Origin of the sequence: Mycobacterium avium subsp. avium, assembly GCF_009741445.1 — a bacterium.
GTDB lineage: Bacteria > Actinomycetota > Actinomycetes > Mycobacteriales > Mycobacteriaceae > Mycobacterium > Mycobacterium avium.
Window position 1 is genome coordinate 4945437 of sequence record NZ_CP046507.1, and the last position, 11493, is coordinate 4956929.

Sequence of the window (11493 nt, forward strand, 5' to 3'; positions counted from 1 at the left end):
TCCCGGCGCGTCGCAAGCACTCACATGAGCGCCGGCGAGTGAAGTGCCGCGGGATACCCGATTGGTTACTGTCCGGCCGTGGGCTTCGGAAGAGACGGCAACGGTGACCGCAGCGACGCCGAGCTGCTGGCAGCCCACGTGGCCGGCGACCGGTACGCCTTCGGCGAGCTGTTCGTCCGGCATCAGCGCCACCTGCACCGGCTGGCCCGGCTCACGACGCGCAGCCCCGAGGACGCCGAGGACGCGCTGCAGGACGCCATGCTCTCGGCACACCGCGGCGCGGGCGCGTTCCGGCATGACGCGGCCGTCGGCAGCTGGCTGCACCGCATCGTGGTGAACGCCTGCCTGGACCGGCTGCGCCGCACCAAGGCCCACCCGACGGTCCCGCTGGAAGACATCTATCCGGTCGCGGATCGCACGGCCCAGGTGGAGACGACGCTGGCGGTACAGCGCGCCCTGATGCGGCTGCCGGTCGAACAACGCGCGGCGATCGTCGCCGTCGACATGCAGGGCTATTCGGTGGCCGACACCGCGCGGCTGCTCGGTGTTGCCGAGGGCACCGTCAAGAGCCGGTGCGCCCGCGCCCGGGTGCGGCTCGCCGAACTGCTGGGCTATCTCGATGCCGGGGCCCACGCCGCTGCCGAGGGCGCCGCCGGCCAGGCCTGACGGCGGCCCCGCACTGACCGTCCGTGGCGATCGCTGCGGCCATGACGGACACTGGGTCCGATGGCTACAGCGGGCAACGACGCGGCGGATCACCGCAACGCGGAATCCGACCCTCCGCTGACCGCCGAGCTTCTGGCCGACCTGCAGGCCGGCGTGCTCGACGACGCGGCCGCCGCCCGGGTCCGCCGACGAGTCCGCGCCGACCCGCACGCCGCCGACGTGCTCGACGCGTTGAACCGGGTTCGCCGCGAGGTCGCCGCCCTCGGCGCCGATCCGGCCTCGCCACCCGACCCTCCCCCGCAGGTCACCGCCCGCGTCGCCGAGGCGCTGCGCTCCGCCGAACCCGTCGGGGCCACCCCGCGGGCCGCTCATTCGGCCCGCCCGCCGCTGCGCCCGGCCCGCGCCATCGCCGCGGTCGCCGGGTTGGGCGCGGCGCTGGCCGCGATCGGCGTCGGCACCGTGGCGTTGCTGCGCACGCCGGCACCCGCCCCCAGCACCCCTACCGACATCGAGCACATCACGGTGTCGACGCCGCCGATGCAGATCCCGCTCTCGCGCGCCGAGATCCTCGGCCTGCTCGACCGCGGTCCCGACTTCGGGCCGCTCAGCGACCCGGCCCGGCGCGCGTCGTGCCTGACCGGCCTGGGCTACCCGGCGTCCACGCCGGTGCTGGGGGCGCGTCCGGTCGCCATCAACGCCCGCCCCGGCGTGGTCCTGGTGATCCCCGGCGACAGCCCGCACGTCCTGACCGTCTACGCGGTCTCGGCGAACTGCAGCGCCGCCGACACCGGGCTGTTGGCCAACACCGAAGTGCCCCGCCCCTAATGTGGTGCAAGGGGTGCCGGCCGTGTTGTTCGCGACAGCGGGGAACAGCAATCCCTACCCTGGCGTTTATACCGATCCAGAGACCATCGCTCGAAAGGTTTTCATGACCGCCGACACTGTCCACGACGTGATCATCATTGGTTCGGGTCCCGCGGGCTACACCGCCGCGTTGTACACCGCGCGGGCGCAGCTGGCGCCGGTGGTGTTCGAGGGGACCTCGTTCGGTGGGGCGTTGATGACCACCACCGAAGTGGAGAACTACCCCGGTTTCCGCGACGGGATCACGGGCCCGGAGTTGATGGATCAGATGCGTGAGCAGGCGCTGCGGTTCGGCGCCGATCTGCGGATGGAAGACGTCGAGTCGGTGTCGCTGGCCGGTCCGGTCAAGTCGGTGACGACGGCCGAGGGTGAGACGGTGCGGGCGCGGGCGGTGATCCTGGCCATGGGCGCCGCCGCGCGGTATCTCGGTGTGCCCGGCGAGCAGGATCTGCTGGGGCGCGGTGTCAGTTCGTGTGCGACGTGCGACGGGTTCTTCTTCAAGGACCAGGACATCGCGGTCATCGGGGGCGGGGATTCGGCGATGGAGGAGGCCACGTTCTTGACGCGGTTCGCCCGTAGCGTCACGCTGGTGCACCGCCGCGAGGAGTTCCGGGCGTCGCGGATCATGCTGGAGCGGGCCCGCGCCAACGACAAGATCACCATCGTGACCAACAAGGCGGTCGAGGCGGTAGAGGGCTCGGAGACGGTGACGGGTTTGCGGTTGCGCGACACGGTCACCGGCGAGACGTCGACTTTGGCGGTCACCGGGGTGTTCGTGGCGATCGGTCACGACCCGCGTTCGGAGCTGGTGCGCGACGTGCTGGACACCGACCCCGACGGCTATGTGTTGGTGCAGGGCCGCACCACGGCCACCTCGATTCCGGGGGTGTTCGCCGCCGGGGACCTGGTGGACCGCACCTACCGTCAGGCCGTCACCGCCGCCGGCAGCGGTTGCGCGGCGGCCATCGACGCCGAACGCTGGCTCGCCGAACATGCCGAGTCCAGTGCGGCCGCGCAAGGCGATGCCACCGAATTCCCGGGCAGTACCGACACATTGATTGGAGCACCGCAATGACCGACGCCGAAAAGGCCAGCGCCACAATAGAAGTCTCCGACGCATCGTTTTCCACCGATGTGTTGGCCAGCAATAAGCCTGTGCTGGTTGACTTTTGGGCGACATGGTGTGGTCCTTGCAAGATGGTTGCGCCGGTGCTCGAGGAAATCGCCAGCGAGCGCGGCGATCACCTCACCGTCGCCAAGCTCGACGTCGACGCCAACCCGGAAACCGCCCAAAACTTCCAGGTGGTCTCCATTCCCACCCTGATCCTGTTCAAGGACGGCCAGCCCGTGAAGCGGATCGTCGGCGCCAAGGGCAAGGCGGCGCTGCTGCGTGAGCTTTCCGACGCGGTTCCCAACCTCGGCTGATCTTCTTTTCATTTCGTCGCACCACGCCCCGCGGATGGCCTGGGGTTTTCCCGAATTCACGAAGCGTCTGCGACAATACGGTTAGCTGTTGCCGCTATGCGAGCCAGTCAGTTTGTCCCGGAGGGCCCTTGGTATGTCGAGTCCGCGCCGCGAATACGGCGACGCGCTGCGCTGTGGTGACCGCAGCGCTGCTGTGACCGAGATCCGGGCCACGCTCGCCTCGTTAGGGCTGCTGGCCAGCGCCGATGAGGATCTCAGCACCGGCCGGCACGTGGCCCTGGAACTCTTCGACGCCGAGCTCGACCAGGCCGTCCGCGCCTTTCAACAGCATCGCGGCCTGCTGGTGGACGGCATCGTCGGGGAAGCGACCTACCGGGCGCTCAAGGAGGCGTCCTACCGGCTCGGCGCCCGCACGCTGTATCACCAATTCGGCGCGCCACTTTACGGCGACGACGTCGCGACGCTGCAGGCCCGGCTGCAGGATCTCGGTTTCTACACCGGCCTGGTCGACGGCTACTTCGGGTTGCAGACCCACAACGCTTTGATGTCGTATCAGCGCGAGTACGGGTTGTCCGCCGACGGCATCTGCGGCCCGGAAACGTTGCGCTCGTTGTATTTTCTGAGTTCGCGGGTCACCGGCGGATCGCCGCACGCGCTGCGCGAGGAGGAGCTGGTCCGCCGATCGGGCCCCAAACTGTCCGGCAAGCGAATCATCATCGACCCGGGCCGCGGCGGCGCCGACCACGGCATGATCATGCAGGGTCCGTCCGGCCCGATCAGCGAAGCAGATGTGTTGTGGGACTTGGCAAGCCGGCTCGAGGGCCGGATGACCGCGATCGGCATGGAGACCTTCCTGTCGCGGCCGGTCAACCGCAGCCCGCTGGATGCCGAACGCGCGGCCACCGCCAACAATGTCGGCGCCGACCTGATGATCAGCCTGCGCTGCGAAGCTCAAAAAAGCCCCGCCGCCAACGGGGTGGCATCCTTTCACTTCGGCAACTCGCACGGCTCGGTATCCACCATCGGGCGCAACCTCGCCGACTTCATCCAACGAGAAGTGGTGGCCCGCACCGGTTTACGGGACTGCCGAACGCACGGCCGGACGTGGGATCTGCTGCGGCTGACCCGCATGCCCACGGTTCAGGTCGACGTCGGCTACGTCACCAACCCGCACGACCGCGCGATGCTGGTGTCCACCCAGACCCGCGATGCGATCGCCGGGGGAATCCTCGCCGCGGTCAAGCGGCTCTACCTGTTGGGCAAAAACGACCGTCCCACAGGCACATTCACTTTCGCCGAGTTACTGGCCCACGAATTGTCGGTGGAGCGCACCAGCCAGATGGGCGGTTCCTGAACCGCACCGGCCGCTAGTCGGGCGGGGCGGTTTTCAATGCGTTCGCCGGCGTGGACGCGGCCCCGACCGGCTGCTCGAGGCGGGCGCTCTCCAGCAGACGCTCCAGCGCCGCCTCGACTTCGGCCTTCCACCCGAGACCCTTGTCGAGCTCGAGCCGTAACCGCGGGAAGTACGTATGTGGCGCTACCACAACGAATCCCGCGTCTTTGAGGAACTCCGCGTCCATCACGCAGTGGTCCACCGAGCAATCACCGACGGCCTCCAACACCGGACGCAGATCGGGACCCACCAGGCGCGGATCCTGTAGCTCCGACGCGGCCGGGGTGCGGCCGAACGCCTCGAGGGCGCGCACCCCGCGACGGACCAGTTCGTCGATCACCCGGGCGAGCAAGGCGTGCGGCAGGTCGTCGGCGGCCGGCCCGGGTTCGATTCCCATGGACGTCAACAGCACCGCGTCCGCGGACACCGGTCCGGTCGGAAAACGTTGGGCCCGCGGCACCGCTCGCGGCGGGGCATAGAACACATAGCCCAGACACGGCGGCTCGGCCTGGCTTCGCTCGTCGGGGATCGCCGTCGCCACCTGACCGCAGCACCCCCACTCCAGCATCACCATCGACAGCCACGCTTCCTTTTCGAACTCGGCGTCGGCGAGGTGGTCGTGGTTACCGAGGACGGCGGGATCGACCTCCCAGAAGACGCACCGGCGGGCGTGTTTGGGAAGCTGCTCGAAGGCCTCGAGCCGCAGCGGCGTGATTCGGGCGGACACTAGCCTCCTGGCTCCTGTGCGGTACTGCAGCGATCTGCACCGGCAACCCCTCCAGGATAGGAGAGGTGGCGATGATCGGGCTAGCTTTGGCCCGGCCGCCCGGCCCGGCGCCGGCGGACCGCCGGCCGGGACGGATCAGCCCCTATCGGATTTCGAAATTTGTTGGTGCACATGCAATTTCGCCGAGCCACCGGGTTCCGTCCGGGCGGATTCGGGCCCGCACCGGTCGCGGCGTCACAGTGACGTAATTACATCGGGTCCTAGGTCACGGCTTCGGCGGGGCCATCACGTCGATGATTCGCTGTAGATCGTCCACCGACCCGAACTCGACCACGATCTTGCCCTTGCGTTTGCCCAGACTGACCGTGACCCGCGTGTCGAAGGCCGTGGAGAGCCGGTCAGCAACGTCTTGCAGGCCGGGCATCTGGATCGGCTTGCGCCGCGGCGGCGTCGGCGTCGTCGTGCCGGCCCGGTTGGCCAGGGTGACCGCCTCCTCGGTGGCGCGCACCGACAGACCCTCGGCGACGATCCGGGTGGCGAGCTCCTCCTGCGCCTCGGGGCCGGCTTCCAGCGACAGCAGCGCCCGGGCGTGACCGGCGGACAGCACCCCGGCGGCCACCCGCCGCTGCACCGCGATCGGCAGCTTGAGCAACCGGATCATGTTGGTGATCAGCGGCCGGGACCGGCCGATGCGGGCGGCGAGTTCGTCGTGGGTGACGCCGAATTCGTCGAGCAGCTGTTGGTAGGCGGCCGCCTCTTCCAAGGGGTTCAACTGCACCCGGTGGATGTTCTCCAACAACGCGTCGCGCAGCAGGTTGTCGTCACCCGTCTCGCGCACGATGGCGGGAATGGTGGCCAGCCCGGCCTCCTGGGCCGCACGCCAGCGCCGCTCCCCCATCACGATCTGGTAGCGGGCGCCGCTCGCCGACTCCTTGATCGCCCGCACCACGATCGGCTGCAAAAGGCCGAACTCGCGGATGGAGTGCACCAGTTCGGCGAGTGCCTCCTCGTCGAAGACCTGCCGCGGCTGTCGGGGGTTGCGTTCGATGTCGGCCGGCGAGATCTCGCGGTAGACCGCACCCACGGGCGACGCCTCCTGCGGCGCCGGTCCCCCGATCAAGACGTCCGCGGCGGCGTCGCCCATCCGCGGACCCAGCGTCGCCGGGCCGGCGTCGCCCTCGGCGGGGCCGGTGGGAATCAGCGAAGCCAGGCCCCGGCCGAGGCCGCCCTTCTTACGTAACGGCTGCGTCATGGTCGTCCCTTCACGGATGCCTTCACGGGTGGTGGTCAATCACGCTCGGCGAGTTCGCGGCTCGCATCGAGATAGCTCATCGCCCCGCGCGACCCGGGGTCGTAGTCGATGATGGTCATGCTGTAGCCGGGCGCCTCGGACACCTTGACGCTGCGCGGGATCACCGTCCGCAGTACCTTGCTGCCGAAGTAGCGGCGCACCTCTTCGGCCACCTGGTCCGCGAGCTTGGTGCGGCCGTCGTACATGGTCAGCACCACGGTGCTCACTTCGAGCTGCGGGTTGAGGTGCGCCTTCACCATCTCGATGTTGCGCATCAGCTGCGACACGCCCTCGAGGGCGTAGTACTCGCACTGGATCGGGATCATCACCTCCGGGGCGGCGACGAGCGCGTTGATGGTCAGCAACCCGAGCGACGGTGGGCAGTCGATGAAGACGCAGTCGAAGTCGAGCTTGTCCAGATCGGCCAGCGCGGTCCGCAGCCGGTTCTCCCGCGCCACCATGCTCACCAACTCGATCTCGGCGCCGGCCAGGTCGATGGTCGCCGGGATGCAGAACAGTCGCTCGTTGTGCGGGCTCTGCCGCAACGCGTCGTGCACCGACACCTCGCCGAGCAGGACCTCGTAGGACGACGGCGTACCCGACTGCCGATCCGTGATCCCGAGCGCGGTGCTGGCGTTGGCCTGCGGGTCGAGGTCGATGACGAGGGTTTTGAGTCCCTGCAGGGCGAGCGCGGCGGCGAGGTTGACGGCGGTCGTCGTCTTCCCCACGCCGCCCTTCTGGTTCGCCACGGTGAAGACGCGGCGATGCTTGGGCCGGCGCAGCGGCGGATAGGTGGTGTGGAGGATCCGCATCGCGCGCTCGGCCGCCGCGCCGATCGGGGTATCGAATTCGTCCGCTGTTTCACGTGAAACATTGGCCGGCGGAGGGGCGGGCGCGGCGGCCGATGACGGGTTCGGCGCCGCGGCGGATGACGGAGGCGAGGTCGACGCGGCGGCGGATGACGGCGACGCCGTGGCCGCGGTCGGCGGCGAGGCCGGGGATCCAACCGCCGACGCCCCCGGCGTGCCCGACAGGACCCCCGGCCCAATGGGTGCCGCCGGGGTGTGCGTCGCGCCCGATTCGTCCGGCGCGGGCGTCGCCGCGCCCTCCCGCGCCTCCGAAGAAGCCACCGGCCAATCTCCTGAAGAAGTCATCGGGTTCCGGCCTTCCCGGTCCGTGCCGACTTGGAGTGCGGCGGCTTTGCGCGTCGCGCTGAAACTACGGTTGCGGGGGGACGCAAATAGTTCGCGCCACATGTCACCACCCTGACATCAGCGGCGCCCGATGCTGTCATCACACGCCGGTATCGGTCAACTTCCTCCGCCGCCCGCTCCCCCTTGATGGCGAGCATCCGGCCGTCGTGGCGTAGCAACGGCATACTCCACTTCGTCAGCTTGTCCAACGCTGCAACCGCTCGCGACACCGCCGCGTCCCTCTCCCCGAACCGGTCCCGCACGGGCCGCTCCTCCGCGCGCCCGCGGACCACCTCGACGGCTAACCCTAGTTCGTCCACCACCTCGGTGAGAAACTCGCTGCGCCGCAAGAGCGGCTCCAGCAATACCACCTCGAGATCGGGTCGCGCGATGGCCAACGGGATGCCGGGCAGCCCCGCCCCGCTGCCGATGTCGATGATCCGATCACCGCGGCCCAGGAGTTCGGCGACCGCCGCGCTGTTGAGGATGTGGCGGTCCCAGATGCGGTCGACTTCCCGCGGGCCGAGCAGGCCCCGCTCGACACCCGCGGTGCCGAGGACTTCCGCGTACCGCTGCGCGCTCGCGAGGCGGGGGCCGAACAGCGCCGCGGCGGACTCGGGTGCGGCACCGAGCGCCGCGACGGGTGGCACCTCCGGACCGCCCGCAGCCGGCTCGACCGGACCGACATGTTTCACGTGAAACATCCCCTAGTTGGCGCGTGCACCTTCAACGTTCGGACGGCCGCCCCACGGCAGCGAACTACACTGTTGTAACTTCGGGCCGTCAGTCGTGCAGGACGACCACGCGTCGCGACGGCTCGACGCCCTCGCTTTCGCTGTGCACCCCGGGCACCGCCGCGACCGCGTCGTGCACGATCTTGCGCTCGAACGGGGTCATCGGCGCGAGCTCTTCGCGTTGCCCCGATTCGAGCACCCGCCGCGCCACCTTGTCGCCCAGCGCCGCCAGTTCCTCCCGGCGCCGCCGACGCCAGCTCGCGATGTCGAGCATCAGCCGGCTCCGCACTCCGGTCTTCTGGTGCACGGCGAGCCGGGTGAGCTCCTGCAGCGCATCGAGAACCTCGCCGCCGCGGCCCACCAACTTGTTCAGGTCGTCGCTGCCGTCGATGCTCACCACAGCCCGGCTGCCCTCGACGTCCAAGTCGATGTCGCCGTCGAAGTCCAACAGGTCCAGCAGCTCCTCGAGGTAGTCGCCGGCGATCTCGCCCTCGGCGACCAACCGCTCCTCCAGGTCGTCGGCCTCGTCGCCGTCGGCCGGTTCCGGCTCGGCGGGCGCTGCGGTGTCGAGCTCGCGTTCGGTGGTGTCGGCGTCTGCCATGTCTTTATCTCCCTCATCCATGGGCCGCAGCCCAGTTAGGGTCGCCCTGCCGGGGCGGCCCCGATAGCTTGTCCGCCCCGATCAGCGTTTGCGCTTCTTCGGTCGCGCCCCGGGACGCGGGGTGCGGCTCGGCGCGTCGCTGCCCCCGCCGGCTTGGCCCTCGGTGGCGCCGGCGTCCGACTGTGCCGCGTCTGCATCCACACCGTTGCCCGCGCCCGCCTTCAGGTTCCGCTTCGGCTTGGCGCCCGGCGCCGGGGCATTGGCCGCGCGGCGCTGAATCGCTTCCTGCTTCTTGGCTTCGTCTTCCTTTTCGATCATGCCGAACACGTAGTGCTGCTGGCCGAACGTCCAGATGTTGTTGGCGAACCAGTACAGGATGATGGCCAGCGGCAGGAACGGCCCACCGACCACCACGCCGAGCGGAAACACGTACAGCGCAAGCTTGTTCATCATCGCCGTCTGCGGGTTGGCGGCGGCCTCCGGGCTTTGGCGTGCCACCGACGCCCGGCTGTTGAAGTACGTTGCGACGCCAGCCAGGATCATCACCGGCAGGCCGACCGCGATCACCGCCGGGCGGCTGAAATACGTGAACGCGTCCAGCCCGGTGCGCTGGGTCATGAACGCGCCGATCGGTGCGCCGAACAAATTGGCGTCCAGGAAGTGCCCCACATCGGTCGGGGTGAAGACGTAGTTTCCGGTCAGCCGGTTCTGCACCACCGACAGGTGCGGTTGCCCGAACCCGCCGGTGGTTCGGTTGAACGACCGCAGCACGTGATACAGACCGAGGAACACCGGGATCTGGGCCAGCATCGGCAGGCAGCCCAGGATCGGATTGAACCCGTGCTCGCGCTGCAGCTTCTGCATCTCCAACGCCATGCGCTGCCGGTCCTTGCCGTACTTCTTCTGCAGCGCCTTGATCTGCGGTTGCAGCTCCTGCATCTGCCGGGTGGTGCGGATCTGCCGCACGAACGGCTTGTACAGCAGCGCCCGCAGGGTGAACACCAAGAACATCACCGACAGCGCCCAGGCGAAGAAGTTCGACGGCCCGAGCATGGCGGCGAACAACTTGTACCAGACCCACATGATCCACGACACCGGGTAGTAGACGAAGTCGAGGCTGAAGAAATCAAACAAGAGATCCACTCTCCCCTCGCGTCGCTCGGACCGCCCAAGCGTCGCTGGCATCTTGGCAATTCACCCGGCATCCGGGGCGCTCGGGGATCGGGTCCCAGCCGCCCTGGTGCCATGGTCCGCACTTGGTAAGTCTGGCCGCGGCCAGCCAGCTCCCCCGGATCAGGCCGTACTCGTCCAGCGCGTCCACCGCATACTGGCTGCAGGTCGGAACGAAGCGACAGGTCGCCGGACGTAGCGGCGACACCATATGCCGGTAGAGCTGAATCAGGAAAATCAGTCCGCGGGCGACGGTTCGGCCGGCGCCGCGAATGGCCGCGCCCGACCGCGCCGGTCCGGTCACGGCCCGGTTCCCGCCGGCATGCGCCGCAGGCACCGCTGCAGTTCCTGCGCCAGGCGCGCCGACGACGCGGTCCGGCTTCCGGGCAGCGCGCGAATCACCAGCCGGTCGGATGGTTCGAGTTCGCCGAGCAGGGCCCGGGCCACGTGACGCAGCCGGCGGGCCACGCGGTGTCGTTGCACCGCCGTCCCGACGGCCTTCCCGACGACCAGCCCGACCCGTGGGCCCGCGGATTCGTCGTCGGGTTCGGAGTCGCGCCGGAGGTGGACGACGATGTCGGGCTGCGCCATGCGGGTTCCGTGCTTCACCGTCGCGTCAAACTCGGTTGACCGCGTCATGCGGTTGCGTGCGGGAAGCACCGCGAAAGACCTGACGTGCGATCAGGCAGAGAGCGCGCGGCGACCCTTGCGGCGCCGACCGGACACGATCGCGCGCCCGGCGCGCGTGCGCATCCGCAACCGGAAGCCATGCACGCGGGCTCGGCGCCGGTTATTCGGCTGGAAGGTCCGCTTGCCCTTGGCCACGACGTTCTCCTCGTTGTTTGCCGTCCGGCCGCTCAGACGGTTCGCTTCGGGCTCGTCTGCGGTTCGACCGGAGGGTGGTCTTGCTGCTCCTGGCCGGCGCGGTCCCCAAGTGGTGCTGGGTCGCAGCCGTATCGCCGACTTTCGGGCGACTGTTTGAGGGTACTGACGAGCCTTCGCCTGGTCAAACCTGGCCTGCCGCAACGCAGCCGCGCCCGGCCGGTACCGAGATTTTGCATTCCGCTCCCGCCGGCCACTCGGGTCAACTAACCTACCGAGCCGAAGCAAGCCCCAGTCACCCTAAACGACCGGATTGGAGTACAGCGGAACGGTTGGCAGCCGCACGGAAAACTGTTAGCTTCTGCCAAGTCGTTTAGACTACGAACAGCGCTCGACAACGAAGCGAGGATGGTAGATCAACTAGCTGCCTAGACAACCTTTTTCGGGTTTTCTTCCAGCGCGGAGATCGCGGGCCGTCGCCGGTAGGTTGTGGCTCGCATACGATCATCCTGTCCACACCTGTGTATAACTATGTGGACAGTTGTTTTGTCGCCAAGCGTGAGTTGTACTTCGACCCGGGACGTTCGAGAACCAGGGAGATGCGTCG

Annotated in this window: 14 protein-coding genes; 5 read left to right on the forward strand and 9 right to left on the reverse strand. The window is 68.7% G+C overall.

Going from position 1 to position 11493, the window contains the following annotated elements; translation table 11 throughout:
- Positions 1-78: 78 nt before the first annotated feature.
- The 5 genes from sigM (at position 79) to MAA44156_RS23145 (ending at position 4309) form a co-directional block, all read left to right on the forward strand.
- A complete protein-coding gene (gene sigM, locus MAA44156_RS23125; RefSeq protein WP_009979975.1) occupies positions 79-666 on the forward strand; it encodes an RNA polymerase sigma factor SigM in 588 nt (195 codons plus the stop codon).
- Between the two features lie 60 nt (positions 667-726).
- Complete coding sequence (locus MAA44156_RS23130) at positions 727-1491, forward strand: RsmA family anti-sigma factor (protein WP_009979976.1); 765 nt, start codon at positions 727-729, stop codon at positions 1489-1491.
- A gap of 103 nt (positions 1492-1594) precedes the next feature.
- Positions 1595-2605, forward strand: a complete 1011-nt coding sequence (gene trxB, locus MAA44156_RS23135) for a thioredoxin-disulfide reductase (RefSeq protein ID WP_003874358.1) — start codon at positions 1595-1597, stop codon at positions 2603-2605.
- Positions 2602-2955: a thioredoxin gene (trxA, locus tag MAA44156_RS23140; RefSeq protein WP_003874359.1), complete on the forward strand. Its 354-nt coding sequence runs from the start codon at positions 2602-2604 to the stop codon at positions 2953-2955. The genes trxB and trxA overlap by 4 nt, the downstream gene beginning before the upstream one ends.
- A 133-nt stretch (positions 2956-3088) precedes the next feature.
- Complete coding sequence (locus MAA44156_RS23145) at positions 3089-4309, forward strand: N-acetylmuramoyl-L-alanine amidase (RefSeq protein ID WP_009979980.1); 1221 nt, start codon at positions 3089-3091, stop codon at positions 4307-4309.
- Between the two features lie 13 nt (positions 4310-4322).
- Here MAA44156_RS23145 and MAA44156_RS23150 read toward each other — a convergent pair whose 3' ends face one another.
- The 9 genes from MAA44156_RS23150 to rpmH form a co-directional block, all read right to left on the reverse strand.
- The gene (locus MAA44156_RS23150; RefSeq protein ID WP_003874361.1) at positions 4323-5075 is read right to left on the reverse strand and encodes a hypothetical protein; all 753 of its coding nucleotides are present in this window, start codon (positions 5073-5075) and stop codon (positions 4323-4325) included.
- Positions 5076-5340: 265 nt separating this feature from the next.
- On the reverse strand, positions 5341-6327 hold the full coding sequence (locus MAA44156_RS23155) for a ParB/RepB/Spo0J family partition protein (RefSeq protein WP_003874362.1): 987 nt from the start codon (positions 6325-6327) through the stop codon (positions 5341-5343).
- 35 nt (positions 6328-6362) lie between these two features.
- Positions 6363-7520: a ParA family protein gene (locus MAA44156_RS23160; protein ID WP_085988281.1), complete on the reverse strand. Its 1158-nt coding sequence runs from the start codon at positions 7518-7520 to the stop codon at positions 6363-6365.
- The gene (gene rsmG, locus MAA44156_RS23165) at positions 7517-8263 is read right to left on the reverse strand and encodes a 16S rRNA (guanine(527)-N(7))-methyltransferase RsmG (RefSeq protein WP_009979985.1); all 747 of its coding nucleotides are present in this window, start codon (positions 8261-8263) and stop codon (positions 7517-7519) included. The genes MAA44156_RS23160 and rsmG overlap by 4 nt, the downstream gene beginning before the upstream one ends.
- 79 nt (positions 8264-8342) lie before the next feature.
- A complete protein-coding gene (locus tag MAA44156_RS23170; protein WP_003876775.1) occupies positions 8343-8894 on the reverse strand; it encodes a Jag family protein in 552 nt (183 codons plus the stop codon).
- Positions 8895-8975: 81 nt separating this feature from the next.
- A complete protein-coding gene (gene yidC / locus MAA44156_RS23175; RefSeq protein ID WP_009979987.1) occupies positions 8976-10037 on the reverse strand; it encodes a membrane protein insertase YidC in 1062 nt (353 codons plus the stop codon).
- Positions 10021-10368, reverse strand: coding sequence for a membrane protein insertion efficiency factor YidD (gene yidD / locus MAA44156_RS23180; protein WP_009979988.1), 348 nt, complete (start codon positions 10366-10368; stop codon positions 10021-10023). Before yidD ends, yidC begins: the two co-directional genes overlap by 17 nt.
- Positions 10365-10724, reverse strand: coding sequence for a ribonuclease P protein component (gene rnpA, locus MAA44156_RS23185; protein WP_009979989.1), 360 nt, complete (start codon positions 10722-10724; stop codon positions 10365-10367). The genes yidD and rnpA overlap by 4 nt, the downstream gene beginning before the upstream one ends.
- Positions 10725-10745: 21 nt before the next feature.
- Complete coding sequence (rpmH, locus tag MAA44156_RS23190; RefSeq protein WP_003874369.1) at positions 10746-10889, reverse strand: 50S ribosomal protein L34; 144 nt, start codon at positions 10887-10889, stop codon at positions 10746-10748.
- Between the last annotated feature and the right edge of the window lie 604 nt (positions 10890-11493).